The organism is Paractinoplanes ovalisporus (assembly GCF_016834655.1).
Classification (GTDB): Bacteria; Actinomycetota; Actinomycetes; order Mycobacteriales; family Micromonosporaceae; genus Actinoplanes; species Actinoplanes ovalisporus.
In genome coordinates, this window is record NZ_JAENHP010000008.1 from 78,064 (window position 1) to 93,795 (window position 15,732).

Genomic DNA, 15,732 nt, shown 5'->3' on the forward strand with positions numbered 1-15,732 from the left:
GGCGTAAGACCCGCATAGCCTGACAAAATGTCCCGATTTCCGGCGCTGATCGTCGCCGCCCTGCTGGCCGGGGGCGCGAGCGCGGGCTGTGGCGGCGCCCAGGAGACGCCGCCCGTGACGCCGGAGCCGGTGCCGAGCACCGCCTCGGTGGTGCCGTCGGTCGAAACGAGCGTCGTGGACGACCCGCCCGGCTCGCTCGCCTGCGCCGCCCTGGCCCAGGCGATCACCGACTCCTCGCTGATGAACCCGGGCGTGGTCGACGGCGTGGTCCAGGCCGCCAGCACCGCCGACGCCCCGGTCGCCGACGCCGCCGATCGCCTCCTCGGTGCGTATGGGAAAGCGGTCTCCTCGGCCGGAACCGAGGGCGAGCCCGACGCCGTGGCCGCCGTCTCCGCTGCCGCCTCGGACATGTCGAGTGTCTGTTCGGACAGTGGGCTACAGACCGTCGGGTGATCACTTCAGCCCGTGCATGGAGGTCTAATCGTCGGCGAGCGGGCGACTGATCAACGAAACTTCGAAATTCATCAGTCGATTTCGTCGCGTTCCAGCAGCTAAATCCGGCTTTTCGGGTTCATGAACCCGTGCAAGATCACGTCTAAGAGTGCATGATGCAGTCCCAGAGCGGGAGCTGAGAAGGAGATCCGCGATGGCGCCGATCCATCACTTCGATCACGGGTGGATCACCCCCACCGTGAGTTACGTCCTTTCCGTCCTGGGTTCGATGCTGGGGCTGACCTGTGCTGTCCGTTTCCGGTCGGCCGTCGGCCGCGGCGAGCGTGTCTGGTGGCTCGTGCTGGCGTCGCTGTCGATCGGCGGCACCGCGATCTGGAGCATGCACTTCGTCGCGATGATGGGCTTCAGCGTGGTCGGCACCCCGATCCGCTACGACGTCGGCCTCACCGCCGCCAGCGCCCTGCTCGCCGTGATCGCCGTCGGCGTCGGCCTCGCGATCGCGCTGCTGGGCAAGGGCGCGCAGAACTTCCGCATCGTCACCGGGGGCGTGATCGCCGGCCTGGGCGTCGCGGGGATGCATTACACCGGCATGGCCGCCATGAAGCTCAACGGCGAGGTGACGTACGGGATGACCCGGGTCGGCCTCTCGATCGGCATCGCTGTGGTCGCGGCAGCGGTCGCGCTCTGGCTCGCCGTCACGGTGCGCCGCCCGCTCGTCATCTTCGCCGCCGCGCTGGTGATGGGCATCGCGGTCAACGGCATGCACTTCACCGGCATGACCGCGATGTCGGTCGACACCCACCCGTCCGAGGGGCAGCTGCCGGGAGCGACCGCCAGCGGCATGCTCGTCCCGATCGGCCTCGCCGTCGTCTTCGGCATCATCGGCCTGGCCTACGCGCTGATGTCCGCCCCCACCGAGGAGGACCGCGCCGCCGCGGCCTACCTGGCCCAGCGGCGTGACGAGGCGGCCGCCCGCATTCCGCAGCAGCCCGGCCCGACCGGCCGGTTCGGCGTCGGCACCCCGCGGCCGACCGGCCAGACCAGTGGCCCGAATCCGGGCGCTCCGCAGCCGGGCGTCCCCAAGAGCGGGCTGAGCTCGGGCGCGTGGACCTACCGTGACCGGGATCGCTCTTCCCGCTGATATCCGACACAAGAAAGGCCGGTCCCGTCGGGGCCGGCCTTTTCTCTATCTGAAGACGGTTGCCGACTTGTGACCCGGACCGATTTGTCGTAGTTCTGGTGACTCCCCGTAATGATGATCTGCACGGAAAGATCGAACCGGCCGCATTTGGTTTCCACTTGTTACCGATGCGTTTCCGGACTCGCCATGAGTGGGCCGATCGGCCGATATGGGCGGTCCGCACGTCGTGGGATCTTGCCTGCCTGTCATAGCCTAAACCCGATAGCCTCTTTCGCGGGACAGTGGGCGAGTTCGATCAAGTGGGGGCAACAATGAGCGTGGGCATCCTGGGTACCGGCTCGTACCTGCCGGCCGAGGTGGTCACCAACAACGATCTGGTGCGTCTCGTGCCGGATGCCGATCCCGAGTGGGTCAGTCGCAAGACGATGATCCAGGCCCGCCGTTTCGCGGCGCCGCACGAGGCCGCTTCCGACCTCGCCGCCGAGGCCGCCCGGGAGGCTCTCGACAACGCCGGCCTCGAGGCGGTCGACATCGACTACCTCATCGTGTCGACCTCGACCGGTGACTCTCCGCAACCGCCGACGTCCACGCTGGTGCAGGACCTGATCGGCGCCAACCGGGCTGCCTGCTTCGACATCAACGTCGTCTGCGCCGGGTTCGTGTTCGGCGTCGCGCTCGCCAACAGCCTCGTCTCGATGAACCCGACGGCGAAGGTTCTGGTCATCGCGTCCGACATCTACTCGCGCATCCTCGACTTCGGCGACCGCCGCACGGCCGTGCTCTTCGGCGACGGCGCGGGCGCGGCGGTGGTCGGCAAGGTGGCCGACGGCTACGGCTTCCTCGACGCCGAGCTGGTGTCGCGGGGCGAGGCCAGCCAGCTGATCCACGTTCCCGGTGGCGGCAGCCGCCTGCCGGCCTCGGCCGACACGGTGGCCAACGGCGACCACTACTTCAAGATGAACGGCCGCGGCGTGCGCGAGTTCGTCAACAGCGGTGTCCCGCCGGCGCTCGAGGCCCTGCTCAAGCGGGCCGGCGTCGCCGTCGAAGACGTCACCCACTTCGTGCCGCACCAGGCCAACGGCGTGATGCTGGCCGAGCTGGTCGAGCAGGCGGGTCTGACCGAGGCCACGACCCACCTCACGCTCGACCGCTACGGCAACGTCGGCAGCGCGTCGGTTCCGGTGACGCTCGACGAGGCCAACCGCAAGGGCGCCCTCAAGGAGGGCGACATCGTGCTGATGGCCGGCTTCGGCGGCGGCATGTCGGTCGGCGCTTCGCTGGTGCGCTGGGGCGGCGTGCGTCATTGACGCCTCCGCGGCCCCGGGTCAGCGGGGCTGGATCAACCAGTTCCACGCCCGCTTGAGCGTGTCCTGCAGGCCCTCGTCGGCCACCTTGGCCGACGGGTCCTCGCTCGGTTCCGGCAGGTCGGCGGCCGGCACGGTGAGAATCACACCGTGCTCGAAGAGGCCGCCGACCTTGCCGGCCGGGGCGAACCGATGGCCGTCCGGGGTCTCGATGATCAGCCCGTGGAAGAGGTCCGACTGATCGTCGGCCAGCACATGTTCGACCTCACCGGCGCGCGCGCCCGACTCGTCAAAGACGGGCGTGCCGTCCTTGAGCACGAGATAGGCGACCGGGGCGCCGAGGTCCTCGGGAGCTTCGTTCGTGGTCATGCAGTCCCGATACCCGCAGGTGACCAGGCCTAAGCTTGCTCCGACCCGGGCAGCGTCGCGACCTCACGGTAGAACCGGTTGATCGTCCGTACGGTGCTCTCGAAGTCGTCCAGCCCGAACGGCTTGGTCACATAGGCGTTGGCCCGGTGCTGATAGCTGGCAACGATGTCCGGCGCGGCGCCCGAGGTGGTCAGGATCACCACCGGAATCGCTTTGAGCCGATCGTCGGTCTTGATGGCGGCCAAGGTCTCGCGCCCGTCCATCCGCGGCATGTTGAGATCGAGCAGGATCAGATCCGGCCGGTTCGCCTGCGGATAGGCCCCTTCGCGACGCAGATAGTCGAGCGCCTCCCGGCCGTCGACCACCCGATCGACGCTCGCCCGGGTGTCCCCGCTCTCCAGGGCCTCGGAAATCATGAGCGCGTCGGCGTCATCGTCGTCGACGACGAGGATCTGAAGGCTGCGCACGAAGGGCCCCTTTGTTTGCTGTGCCGCAAGCATAGGGGTTGACGAGCCCAACTCCTACTTCTCCGCGGGTTCGTCCTCGAACCACTGCCTGACCTGCGCCGGCGTCAGGTCGTAGCCGGTGGCGCGGGCGCCCGCCCAATTGACACCGACCAGCATCCCGTCCGCTTCGAGACGAGGAAGCCACCCGTCCAGCCACTCATCGACGTCGACGGCCACCACCTGGAAGTCGCGGTAGGCCTCCACCTGATCCACCACCCGCCCGGCCCGGGTCGGCTTCGACCAGAACGGAACGGCCCACCCCTCATCCACGGCCGGAGCCGCCAGCCCACCCGCGTCGCGGATCGAATAGACGCGCCCTTCCCCAGCCGCTTCCCGCCGGAACGCCGCCCGATGCGCCCCACTGAGCGACATAGATGTCTCCCCTCCCGCGTGCCCGCCCTCATTTTCGCGCAGAGGCCCAGCTCAACCGGGTCGAACAGGCAAAGACCACCACTGCGGACGTACGCCACCCGGCCGTCCCGAACCGCACGGCCTTCGCCCTCGGCTTCGCCGCTGCCGCACGCGACCCAGCGGCACCAGACGCCGTGAACGCGACTATCGCGTTATTGCAACTCACCCACGACGCACTCCCGCCGGCGGCACCACGCTCATCCCACCCGTCTCAAATCTTCCACACCCCTCTTCGGATACATAAAGTACTCGAAGGGTTGCCTCCTGTGACTGTGGGAGTGTTCATGGCTCAGCGCGCCCGGCGACACGGATCCGGTGGACGCGTTCACGACGCTTGAACGGGAGACCGATGGCTTCGGACTGGGTACCGATCGTGAGCGCGGCCTGCGGAGCGGTCATCGCGCTGACCGGCTCGCTGCTCACCGGGGTGCGGGCCGATCGGAGCCAGCGCAGCCGGGACCGGGAATCCGAGCGGCTGAGCACGTACGCCGAATTCGCGGTCGCCCTCGACGCCGCGCACGCGGCCCTGCGTGAGGTTGCCCGGAGCGACCCGGCCGACGAGGACCGCTACACAAGAGCCGTCGCCGCCGTGCACGACTCGAAGACGTACAGCATCCGGGAACGCCTGCTCATGTCCGGCTCGCCGGAGCTGGTCCGGTCGGGTGAGGAGGCTTTCCTGCGGCTGGTGGCGATCCGCAACGCCGTCCGCACCGGAGCCCGGCTGTCCACGAGCGAGTTCCACGACGTCTATCACCCGTTCGCGGAGGCGCTGTGGACCTTCCGTATCGCGGTGCGCCGGGAGCTCGGGCAGGAATCGTTCGCCCCGGACGACCTCGGCCGGGTCAGTTGGTCCGAACAGGAGACCTGCCCCCGTTGTGGCGTGCCGGCGACAGCGGGCAACGACGAGGTCCGGACAAAACCAGATTGATGGACGAATGACGTTCCGGTCCAGTTCGAATCCACTGGGCGTGCAGTGGCCCCTAATAGCGTCGTCCCGAGGCGGGCGGAAGGGGCGAGGGCGATGACACGAACCAGGACGGCGGTGGTCACCGGGGCCGGAGGTGGGCTCGGGCGGGCCATCACGGCCGAGCTGGCACGCCGCGGCTATGCGGTCTGGGCGACCGACATCGAAGCCGGCGTCGCCGAGCCGGCGGTCGACGGTCTTTCCGACTGCCGCGCGGCGGCGCTCGATGTCACCGACGCCCGCGCGAACCGGGCGCTGGCCCAAGCGGTCGTCGCCGAGCGCGGCCGGCTCGATCTGTGGGTCAACAACGCCGGCATTCTCGCCGTGGGATATGCCTGGGAGATCGACGCCGACCGCAACGACCGTGTTCTTGCCGTCAACGCGACCGGGACGATCAACGGCACCAACGCCGCGCTGGCCCACATGGTGCCGGCCGGGCGGGGACAGGTGATCAACCTGGTGTCGATGGCCGGGATCGTGGCCACGCCGGGGCAGGCGGTTTATGCGGCCAGCAAGCACGCGGCCATGGCGTACACCCTCAGCACCCTGTTCGACCTGCGGCGGGGCGGTCACCGTGGCATCGACGTCTGCGCGGTCTGCCCGAGCGGGGTGTGGACGCCGTTGCTGAGCGACCAGGTCGACGACCCCGAAGCGGCCGCCTCGTTCACCGCTCCCCTGCTCACCGCCGACGCCGTCGCCCGGGTGGTCGGCCGTCTCACCGAGCGGCCCCGGCCGGTGACGATCGTGCCGCGCCGGCGGGGGCCGATGATGCGCTTCGTCGATCTCTTCCCCCGGCTCGCCGCGCCCGCGGTCCCACGGTTGATGCGCGACGCCCGGCGCCGGCAGGAGCGCTACAGGAGCGCCTGACGCCCGGCGCCGGCACCAGCGCCTGACGTTCGGCTGAGGGCCGCCTCAGCCGACCGGACCGACCGGTCCCCACGGATATGACGGTTTCGCGAAATAACTGCATGCGGGGTCGCCATCGCCCCTGGTCAGGCCCGAGAATATCCGGGCGATCGGACGGGTGGACGCGGGCTGTCACCATGAGATCACGATCATGGGACGGGGGGCGGTCTGATCATGGGCGGGTTTGTCGACGCTGCACTGAGCTTTCCCACCGTTCTCTTCACCCCGATGCTCGTGGTGGTCGTCGGCTACTGGATCGTGGTCATCGTCGGGGGCGCCGACCCCGAGGCCGGTTCCGAGGCCGGCGACCAGGGTCCGCTCGATTTCGCGGGGCTGGGCGGCGTGCCGGCTCCGGTCTCGCTGTCTCTGCTGATCGCCTTCGCCTGGTTCGCGAGCCTGGCCGGCGGCGAGTTCCACGGGCCGGTCCCGCTCTGGGCCGTCATGATCGCCGCGCTCGTCGTGGCCTGGGTGCTCACCCGGCTCCTGGTCATCCCGATCCGCAAACTGCTCCCCGACGGCCCGGACGCGTCGCGCGCCGACTTCGTCGGGCTCACCTGTGTCATCCGCACCGGCAAGGTCACCGACACGTTCGGTCAGGCCGAGGTGCACGCTCCGGACGGCTCGTCGGCGATCGTTCAGGTCCGGCAGGCCGGGGCCGATGATCTGCGCGCCGGTTCCGAGGCGCTCCTCTACGACTTCGACCCGGACGGCGAGTTCTTCTGGGTCGTTCCCACCGACATCGCAACGAAGGGTCTTTGATGGACGTTGTCTCCACCGGGTTCGGCGTGCTCATCGCCGTTGTCCTGCTCGTGGCCATCGGAGTGCTGTTCTTCATCAGCCGCATGTTCCGCAAGGTCGAGCAGGGCAAGGCCCTCATCGTGTCGAAGGTCCGCCGCGTCGATGTGACGTTCACCGGCGCCGTGGTGCTGCCCGTGCTGCACAAGGCCGAGATCATGGACATCTCGGTCAAGACGATCGAGATCACGCGCACCGGGCGTGAGGGTCTGATCTGTAAGGACAACATCCGGGCCGACATCCGGATCACGTTCTTCGTGCGGGTCAACAAGACGACCGAGGACGTCATCAAGGTGGCCCAGGCCATCGGCACCGACCGCGCCAGCAGCGAGTCGACCCTGCAGGAGCTGTTCAACGCGAAGTTCTCCGAGGCCCTCAAGACGGTCGGCAAGCAGCTCGACTTCGTCGACCTCTACACCCGGCGCAACGACTTCCGCGACCAGATCATCGAGGTGATCGGCACCGACCTCAACGGCTACAGCCTGGAGGACGCGGCGATCGACTTCCTCGAGCAGACGCCGCTGGGGTCGATGGACCCGAAGAACATCCTGGACGCGCAGGGCATCCGGAAGATCACCGAGCTGACCGCGATCGAGGCGGTCCGCACGAACGACTACCGGCGCAACGAGGAGAAGGAGATCACCCGCCAGAACGTGGACGCGCGGGAGGCCATCCTCGAGCTGGAGCGCCGGCAGACCGACGCCGAGATCAAGCAGCGCCGCGAGATCGAGACCATGCGGGCCCGCGAGGAGGCCGAGATCGCCCTGGCCCACGCCGAGGAGCGGCTGCGCGCCCAGGGTGCCCTGATCAAGACCGATCAGCAGCTCGGCGTGCAGGAGGAGAACAAGCGCCGCGAGATCGCGGTGGCCGAGAAGAACCGCGAGCGGGTCATCGCGATCGAGACCGAGCGCATCGAGAAGGACCGGATGCTCGAGGTGATCGGCCGCGACCGCGAGACCGAGCTGTCCACGATCGCCAAGGACAAGGAGGTCGAGGCCGAGAAGCGGGCCATGGCCGAGGTGATCCGGGAGCGCATCGCGGTCGAGAAGACGGTGGCCGAGCAGGAAGAGAACATCAAGCGCCTGCGTACGGTCGAGGAGGCCGAGCGTACGCGCCAGGCCGTGGTCATCCAGGCCGAGGCCGAGGCGCAGGAGGCCCTGGTCAAGGACATCAAGGCCGCCGAGGCGGCCGAGGCCGCGGCGAAGTTCAAGGCCCGTGAGGAAGTCCTCCTGGCCGAGGCCCGCCAGCAGGCGGCCGAACTCGACGCCCGGTCGAAGATCCGCCTGGCCGAGGGCACGCAGGCCGAGGCGGCCGCCGCCGGCCTGGCCGACGTGCTGGTGCGCGAGCGCAGCGCCGACGCGATCGAGAAGACGGGCCGGGCCGAGGCCGCCGTCGAGCGCGAGAAGGCGCTGGTCGCGGCCGAGGCGATCCGCGAGAAGCTGAAGGGCGAGGCCGAGGGTCTGCAGGAGAAGGCGGGCGCGATGGCGGCGCTGGACGACGCCACCCGCGAGCACGAGGAATACCGCCTGCGGCTGGAGATGGAGAAAGAGGTCCGTCTGGCCGGCATCAACGTGCACCGCGAGGTCGCCGAGGCGCAGGCCATGGTCCTGTCGGCCGGACTGGAGAAGGCCGACATCGACATCGTCGGCGGCGACTCGATGTTCTTCGACAAGCTGATCGGCTCGATCGCGCTGGGCAAGAGCGTCGACGGCTTCGTCGAGAACTCGACCGTGGCTCAGGGCCTGGGCGCCCGCTATCTGGACGGGTCGGCCAACTTCGCCGACGACCTGGGCCGCGTGGTCGGCTCGGTGTCCACCTCGGACGTGGCCAACGTGAGCCTGGCCGCCTTCCTCACCCAGCAGATCAAGAACGGCGGCCAGGACGCCGGCAAGCTGCGTGAGCTGCTGGCCGCGGCCGAGCGGATGGGTATCGCCGACGGAAAGGTGCCGGCGGCCCGGTGACCGCGGAGACGATCGACGCCGGCACCTACGAGGTGCTGCGCGGCCGGCTCGGTGCGCGTGCGCGCGAACTGGCCGGCCGCGCGGAGGCCCTGAACGCCCGACGGATCTCCACGTTCGGCGGGCGTCAGACCACGCTGCTGCACACCGACCGGGTGCGCACCGAGAACAACTGTGTGCCGCGGGACATCGCGCAGGTCGGCGGCGTCATGCTGTTCGGCTACAACGTGTTCATCGGCCTCAAGACCGAGACGTCGGTCGCCGACGTGTTCGCGGTGCACCGGTTCAACGGCAAGACGTTCGAGCCGGCCACGCTGCCCGGGCTGCTCGACGACCCGGGGTTCGAGCGCGACTTCGCCGAGCTCTACCGCTACTACAAGCAGACCAAGCTGCTGCAGCTGCGGCGGATCGAGAGCCTGCTGCTGGCCGTGTTCCAGACCGGCGCCCGCGGCGACGACCTCAAGGTGCTGCGCTGGCGGGTCGGCACCGACGGCACGGTGTCCTACCTGGACAACCGGGGCGAGCGCGACCACGTCTTCCCGCCTCAGCACGACTTCGAGTGGACCGTCACCGGCCGCGAGCAGCACGTGCTGGGCCGGCACCCGCACGTCTCGATCGAGGACGAGGTGTTCGTCGAGGCGGTCGGCGGCTCGCTGACGGTCAAGGTGGAGAACAACACCGAGGACGGGCAGGGCATCTTCTCCGAGCCGGTGGACGAGCCGCTGCAGAGTCTGGCCGACGCGGAGATCTCGTACGCGCGGGTCGGCCCGCTCATCCTGTTACGCGTCCTCCCGTACCAGGAAACGGTCTATCGCTTTCTGGTCTTCAACACCCGCACCCACGACATCCGCCGCATCGACGGGATCGGCCAGGCCTGCCGGCGCCTGCCGGACGACCAGGGCATCATCTTCCCCGGCGGCTACTACCTGGCCACCGGCGCCGCCAAGACCTTCGACGCCGACACCACCGAGCTCGAGTACGAGCGCGCGATCCACTCGGTCAACGGCGAGGACGTCCTGTACGTCTTCCACGCCCGCGCCGCCGGACGCTACCTGCTGCTGCCGTACAACGTGATCCGCAAGGAGGTCGCCACCCCGATCGGCGGCCACGGCTACTCGCTGTTCGACGACGGCACCCTGGTGGTCTTCCGCACGACCACCGACGAACCCAGCCGCGTGCACCCGATGCAGGTCTGGCAGACGCCGTACGAGTCCGACACGTTCGCCGCGACCCGACCGGTCGGCACCGGCCCGCTCGACCGGATCGGCAACGCCGACCTGGTGCGGGGCATCGCCGACGCGCTCGCGGTGACCCGCATGGTCGACGAGATGAGCCCGTCCGGGCCGGTCTTCGAGGCCATCATCGCGGCCTGCACCCGGGTGTCGGACAGCTACCACTGGCTGGCCGACGCCGAGCTCGAGAACCTGGGCGAGCCGCTGGCCGAGGTGCGCTCCACGGCCGAGCAGGTGCTCGACGAGTTCGAGTCGGTGCAGGTGCTGACCGGGCAGGCGGCCGACGCGGTGGCCGCGGCCGAGGCGTCGGCGACCTCGCTGATCGGCAAGACCCGGGCCGAGAACCCGACCACCACCGGTGGCTGGGTCGCCCAGCTGGGTGGACTGCGCCAGGAGCAGGGCCGGCTGGCCGGGCTGCGCGAGATGCGATACGCCGACCTCACGCGGATCGACGCCGTGGACGCCGAGCTCACCACCGCGGTCGACGACACCGCCCGCCGCGCGGTCGAGCACCTGCAGCGGCCGGACGCGTTCGCCGACTACGAATCCACCGTGGACGACCTGGTCGCCTCGGCCGGCGCGATCACCACCACGGCCGAGGCCGAGCCGGTCACCGCCCGCATCGCCGAGCAGTTCGACGGGCTGCAGGCGGTCACCGAGGTGATCGGCGGGCTCGACATCGCCGACGCGACCGTGCGGGTCGGGATCCTGGAACGCCTGGGCACGGTGCTGGGCGGGCTGAACCGGGCCCGGGCCACCGTCGACGGCCGGCGCCGCGAGCTGGCCGCGAGCGAGGGCCGGGCCGAGTTCGCGGCCGAGTTCGCGCTGTTCGGGCAGGCGGTCAGCGGTGCGCTGGCCGCCGCCGACACGCCGGAGAGGTGCGACGAGCACCTGGCCCGGTTGATGACCCAGATCGAGACGCTGGAAACCCGGTTCGGCGACTACGACGACTTCGCCGAGCAGCTCGGGGCCAAGCGCACCGAGGTGTACGAGGCGATCTCCGGCCGCCGCCAGGCCCTGCTGGACGAGCAGGCCCGCCGGGCCGACCGGCTCGCCGACTCGGCCCGCCGCATCCTCGACACCGTGCGCCGCCGGGTCGGTGCCCTCACCGACACCGACCAGGTCAACACGTACTTCGCGACCGACCCGATGGTCGCCAAGCTGCGCTCGATCACGGCCGACCTGCGGGAGCTGGGCGACAGCGTCCGCGCCGAGGAGTTGGACGGTCAGCTCAAGGCCGCGCGACAGGACGCCGGCCGCACCCTGCGCGACCGGCAGGACCTCTACGCCGACGGCGGCCGCACGATCCGGCTGGGCCGGCACACGTTCGCGGTCAACACCAGCGCCATCGACCTGAGCCTGGTGCCGCACGCGGGTGAACTGGCCTTCGCGATCACCGGCACCGACTACCGGGGACCGATCCGCGACGACGCCTTCCTGGCCACCAAGCCGTTCTGGAACCAGGTGCTGGTCTCCGAGACCGAGCACGTCTACCGGGGTGAGCACCTGGCCGCGGCGATCTTCGCGGAGAACCCGGGTGCGCTCGCCGACGACACCCTGCGCGACCTGGTGCGGCGGGGGGCCGAGGCCCGCTACGACGAGGGGTACGAGCGGGGGGTGCACGACGCCGACGCGGCCCTGATCCTGGCCGCGCTGATCCGCCTGCACGCCGGGGCCGGGCTGCTGCGCTACGAGCCGAAGATACGAGCCGAGGCGCAGCTCTTCTGGGCCTTCGGCACCACACCGGAACAGCGGACCCAATGGACGTTGCGGGCCGCCTCGCTGGCCCGGCTGCGGGAGATGTTCGGCTCGGCCGGCCTGGCCTGGGACGAGCTCTGCGCCGAGCTGGGACCGGGCGGCGAATATCTGGCCGAGGAGCTGGCCGCGGCCCCGGACGGGTTCGCCACCAGCGCCGGGGCGCGCACCCTGCTCGACCGTTTCCACCGCGAGCTGGGCGGGCCGCAGTCACCGGCCGGCCGGCAGTACGCGGCCGACCTGCGCGCGCTCGAGGACGACCTGGAGGCGCGGCGGCAACTGGTGCACGCGTGGCTGAGCGCCTTCCGGGCCGCCAAGCCGGACGCCGGCGACCCCGCCGACGTGGTCGAGGCGGTCGCGGTCGAGCTGACCGGCCTCACCCGCTACGACGTGTCGGCTTCGCTCAGCGAGACGGTGACCGGGCTGCTGGGTGTGCATCCGCGCATCAGCGACGGCACGTTGACCGTGAGGCTGGACGATTTCCTCGCCCGTACGCGGGAACTGCGGGTCTCCCGGATGCCCGCCTATCGCGCCTATCAGAAGCAGCGGGCCGCCCTGGCCGCCGCCGAACGCGACCGGCTGCGGCTCGACGAGTTCAAGCCGCGGGTGATGACCGCGTTCGTGCGCAACCGCCTGCTCGACGAGGTGTATCTGCCGCTGATCGGCGACAACCTGGCCCGGCAGCTGGGCGCGACCGGCGACGGCAAACGCACCGACCAGTCCGGCCTGCTGCTGCTGATCTCGCCGCCCGGCTATGGCAAGACCACGCTGATGGAGTACGTGGCGGACCGGCTCGGGCTGATCTTCGTGAAGGTCAACGGGCCCGCGCTGGGGCACGGCGTGACCTCGCTCGACCCGGCCGACGCACCCGACGCGACCGCGCGGCAGGAGGTGGAGAAGATCTCGTTCGCCCTGCAGATGGGCAACAACGTGCTGCTCTACCTCGACGACATCCAGCACACCAACCCGGAACTGCTGCAGAAGTTCATCTCGCTGTGCGACGCCCAGCGCCGCATGGAGGGTGTCTGGGACGGCCGGACCCGCACCTACGACCTGCGGGGCAAGCGGTTCGCGGTGTGCATGGCCGGCAACCCGTACACCGAGACCGGCCGCCGTTTCCGGGTGCCGGACATGCTGGCCAACCGGGCCGACGTGTGGAACCTGGGTGACGTGCTGGCCGGCCGCGAGGACCTGTTCGAGTTGTCCTATCTGGAGAACGCGCTCACCTCGAACACGACGCTGGCTCCGCTGGCCGGGCGGGACCGGGCGGATCTGCCGCTGCTCATGCGTCTGGCCGACGGCGATGATTCCGTACGGGCGGACCGGTTGTCCTACCCCTACTCGGCGGCCGAGCTCGAGCAGGTGCTGTCGGTGTTGCGCAAGATGAAACGGGCGCAGCGGGTGGTGCTGCGCAACAACCAGGCGTACATCGCCTCGGCGGCGCAGTCGGACGCGGCCCGCACCGAGCCGCCGTTCAAGCTGCAGGGCTCCTACCGCAACATGAACAAGCTGGCCGAACGCATCGTCCCGGCGATGAACGAGGACGAGCTCGAGACGGTGATCGACGACCACTACCTGGGCGAGGCCCAGACGCTGGCCGCGGGCGCCGAGGCCAACCTGCTCAAGCTGGCGTCGCTGCGCGACCGGCTGACCCCCGACCAGGCGTCACGCTGGGACGAGGTCAAGGCGGCCTATCGGCGCGAGCAGGCCCTGGGCGGAGCCGACGACGACCCGATGGTGCGGGCGGTGGGCGCGGTGGGTCTGCTGGCCGATCGGGTCCGCGAGATCGAGTCGGCCATCCGCGAGGTCAACGGCGTTCGACCACCCGTTTGAGCGCGGCCGGTTGCCCGCCGTCGGCCTTGCGGATCGCGGCCCGCAGCAGGCCGGCGAACGGACGCCATACGCCGCCGACCCGGCAGTCGGCGGTCAGGGTGACCCGCGTGCCCCCGCCCTCGGGCACGCAGGTGTAGGTGTAGGCGGCGGTCACGCCGCCCTGGGCCGAGTGCACGACGACCGTACGGCCGGGTTCGACCACCTCGACCCGGGCCGTGCGGTCGCGGCCGCGGGCCCGGAAGGTCAGGTCGTCACCCGAGACGTGGATGCTCTCCACACCGGACATCCAGGCCGGGGCGGCGGGCCAGTCGGTCAGCCGGGCCCACACCTCGCCGGCGGGGCGGTCGACGGTCGCGGAGGCGGTGAAAGCAGTGGTCACGCCTTTATCTTCACGACCCGGTCTTGGACAGATTTCACATCTCCGGGGTGAAGCCGGGTGCCGCCTGGTCGGGGGTGAACGCGGCGCGCTGAGCCTTGACATAGGCGGACGGGGTCACGCCGGTGTGCCGGCGGAAGTCGCGGATGAAGTGGCTCTGGTCGAACCAGCCGTACGCGGCGGCCAGGCCCGGCCAGTCGACCGGCGCGTAGACGTCGATCGCGGCCAGCAGCGCCCGTAGCCGCAGGATCCGCGACAGTGCCCGCGGCGCCAGCCCGACGATCTCGGTGAACTCGCGGTCGAGATGCCCGTGGGAGACGTTCAGTTCGGCCGCGAGCCCGGCGATCGGCCGCAGCGGGTCGGCTTCGAGCGCGTGCACGGCCGCCTCACACCGTCGCAGCGCCGGACCGGGCGGGCCAGGGACCAGAGCCTTCTCGACATCGTCGAGCGAGCCCGCCGTCCGCAGCGCCACCGCGCCGGGCCACGCTGTCATCAGATCAACGACCTTCCCGCGTACGGAGGAAGGCCGCACCCCGAAAAGAGCGCCGCACCCGACCGGGGTGGTGACGACGCCGAAGCAGTGGGTCTCCCCCAGCGGCTCGTTGATCACGGGCCGGTCGTGGGGCCCGATGAGAAAGCCCTCGCGAGCGACCAGCGGGGGCCCGTCGCCGGCCACCACCTGGATCGGGTCACCGAGCACAACCACGGCGACGGTCGACCCGGTCGGCGCGATCCGTTCCCGGCGGTAGTCGATGCGGCCCCGCGCGTACCAGACCGACTCGACGAACCGCGCCAACGCCGGCGGCCGCCGCTCCTCGTACGTGAACTCCACGCCGTCGTCACCCGCCCGGGTATCGGTTCCACCAGCGGCCGTCCGGGGCCGGCTCGTACTCGCTTCCGGACGGATGCTCCTCGAACTCGGCCACCAGATCGCGGGCCAGAACGTCGCCGACCCAGGCCAGTTCGAGGCGGGAGACCCAGTCGACCGGGAGGGCGTCCACGCCGTGGGCCGTCCCCAGCAGCGCACCCGCGACCGTGGCGACGTGCGGCCCCTTCGCGACGGCGGCGACGAGAGCGTCGCGGACCTGGTCGGGCCGCGGGAACGCGCGGAGGATCGCTATGCCGCCGGCCAGCGCGGAGACGGCCCGTTCGTCCTTCTTCTCCGGCAGGTCGATCTCGACCTTACGGCCCTGCGCCAGCGCGGCGACGGCGGTTGCGCCCATGGCCGCGACGTCGGCCGCCTCGTCGGCGTGAGTAGTGGCGGCGATCCCGTGAGCGAGGCGGGCCGCGTCCATTCCCCACAGCGCGACCAGGCCCGCGGGCAAGGTCCGGGTCAGGGCGTGGGCTCCCGTGCTGGTTCTCTCCGTGATGCCTTGGAGGGCGGCGACGGTCGCGGGCGCCGAGCCGCGGCGCTCGGCCAGGGCGGGCACGTGGGCCAGCCAGCCGTTCTTATCACGGGCCGGAACCCCCGGAATGCCCTGAATCGTGGCCCACCGCAGGTAGGCGTTCCACACCACGCCGGGCGGGTGGCTGATGCCGCCGTGGTGGGAGGCCCGGACACTCGCCCGGATGATCCCCTCGACCGTGAAGCAGGCGAGTTGTCCCGCGGAGGTCGCTTTGGTTGCGGCGCCTGCTGTCTTTGTTGCGGCGCCTTCTTTTGCGGCGCCGAGGGCGTCGCCCAGCAGCAGTCCGAGAATGCAGCCCCGGGCCGCCGCGATCGTCATCGGCG

General features: G+C 70.4%; 14 protein-coding genes. 8 read left to right on the top strand and 6 right to left on the bottom strand.

Annotated elements, in window-relative coordinates:
* Positions 1-27 precede the first annotated feature (27 nt).
* The 3 genes from JIG36_RS24620 (at position 28) to JIG36_RS24630 (ending at position 2,901) form a co-directional block, all read left to right on the top strand.
* The gene (locus JIG36_RS24620; RefSeq protein ID WP_203378760.1) at positions 28-453 is read left to right on the top strand and encodes a hypothetical protein; all 426 of its coding nucleotides are present in this window, start codon (positions 28-30) and stop codon (positions 451-453) included.
* A gap of 193 nt (positions 454-646) precedes the next feature.
* Positions 647-1,594 (top strand): MHYT domain-containing protein, encoded by a 948-nt coding sequence (locus tag JIG36_RS24625; RefSeq protein WP_203378761.1) that lies wholly within the window; start codon positions 647-649, stop codon positions 1,592-1,594.
* 311 nt (positions 1,595-1,905) lie between these two features.
* The gene (locus JIG36_RS24630; protein ID WP_203378762.1) at positions 1,906-2,901 is read left to right on the top strand and encodes a 3-oxoacyl-ACP synthase III family protein; all 996 of its coding nucleotides are present in this window, start codon (positions 1,906-1,908) and stop codon (positions 2,899-2,901) included.
* 18 nt (positions 2,902-2,919) lie between these two features.
* On the opposite strand, the gene JIG36_RS24635 is transcribed toward JIG36_RS24630, so the two are convergent.
* The 3 genes from JIG36_RS24635 to JIG36_RS24645 are packed head-to-tail and all read right to left on the bottom strand — an operon-like array spanning position 2,920 to position 4,145.
* Positions 2,920-3,267, bottom strand: coding sequence for a PRC-barrel domain-containing protein (locus JIG36_RS24635; protein ID WP_203378763.1), 348 nt, complete (start codon positions 3,265-3,267; stop codon positions 2,920-2,922).
* A gap of 29 nt (positions 3,268-3,296) precedes the next feature.
* On the bottom strand, positions 3,297-3,734 hold the full coding sequence (locus tag JIG36_RS24640; RefSeq protein ID WP_307872902.1) for a response regulator: 438 nt from the start codon (positions 3,732-3,734) through the stop codon (positions 3,297-3,299).
* 54 nt (positions 3,735-3,788) lie between these two features.
* Positions 3,789-4,145, bottom strand: a complete 357-nt coding sequence (locus JIG36_RS24645) for a DUF2750 domain-containing protein (RefSeq protein WP_203378765.1) — start codon at positions 4,143-4,145, stop codon at positions 3,789-3,791.
* A gap of 388 nt (positions 4,146-4,533) precedes the next feature.
* On the opposite strand from JIG36_RS24645, the gene JIG36_RS24650 reads away from it, so the two are divergent.
* The 5 genes from JIG36_RS24650 to JIG36_RS24670 all read left to right on the top strand — a co-directional run bounded on the left by JIG36_RS24650 (position 4,534) and on the right by JIG36_RS24670 (position 13,627).
* Positions 4,534-5,112, top strand: a complete 579-nt coding sequence (locus tag JIG36_RS24650; protein ID WP_203378766.1) for a hypothetical protein — start codon at positions 4,534-4,536, stop codon at positions 5,110-5,112.
* A gap of 93 nt (positions 5,113-5,205) precedes the next feature.
* On the top strand, positions 5,206-6,015 hold the full coding sequence (locus JIG36_RS24655) for an SDR family NAD(P)-dependent oxidoreductase (protein ID WP_203378767.1): 810 nt from the start codon (positions 5,206-5,208) through the stop codon (positions 6,013-6,015).
* 213 nt (positions 6,016-6,228) lie between these two features.
* Entirely contained in the window at positions 6,229-6,813 is a 585-nt protein-coding gene (locus JIG36_RS24660) for a hypothetical protein (RefSeq protein ID WP_203378768.1), read from the top strand.
* Positions 6,813-8,810 carry an SPFH domain-containing protein gene (locus JIG36_RS24665; RefSeq protein ID WP_203378769.1) on the top strand — a complete coding sequence of 666 codons (1,998 nt, stop codon included), beginning with the start codon at positions 6,813-6,815 and terminating at the stop codon, positions 8,808-8,810. The genes JIG36_RS24660 and JIG36_RS24665 overlap by 1 nt, the downstream gene beginning before the upstream one ends.
* On the top strand, positions 8,807-13,627 hold the full coding sequence (locus JIG36_RS24670) for a DNA repair ATPase (RefSeq protein ID WP_203378770.1): 4,821 nt from the start codon (positions 8,807-8,809) through the stop codon (positions 13,625-13,627). Before JIG36_RS24665 ends, JIG36_RS24670 begins: the two co-directional genes overlap by 4 nt.
* On the opposite strand, the gene JIG36_RS24675 is transcribed toward JIG36_RS24670, so the two are convergent.
* From JIG36_RS24675 to JIG36_RS24685, 3 genes are read right to left on the bottom strand one after another with little or no spacing between them, the layout of a single operon-like run.
* Entirely contained in the window at positions 13,602-14,006 is a 405-nt protein-coding gene (locus tag JIG36_RS24675; protein WP_203378771.1) for an SRPBCC family protein, read from the bottom strand. The two genes, JIG36_RS24670 and JIG36_RS24675, sit on opposite strands and share 26 nt — an antisense overlap.
* Before the next feature lie 34 nt (positions 14,007-14,040).
* Positions 14,041-14,835 (bottom strand): helix-turn-helix domain-containing protein, encoded by a 795-nt coding sequence (locus JIG36_RS54180; RefSeq protein ID WP_203378772.1) that lies wholly within the window; start codon positions 14,833-14,835, stop codon positions 14,041-14,043.
* 7 nt (positions 14,836-14,842) lie between these two features.
* The gene (locus tag JIG36_RS24685) at positions 14,843-15,727 is read right to left on the bottom strand and encodes an ADP-ribosylglycohydrolase family protein (protein ID WP_203378773.1); all 885 of its coding nucleotides are present in this window, start codon (positions 15,725-15,727) and stop codon (positions 14,843-14,845) included.
* Between the last annotated feature and the right edge of the window lie 5 nt (positions 15,728-15,732).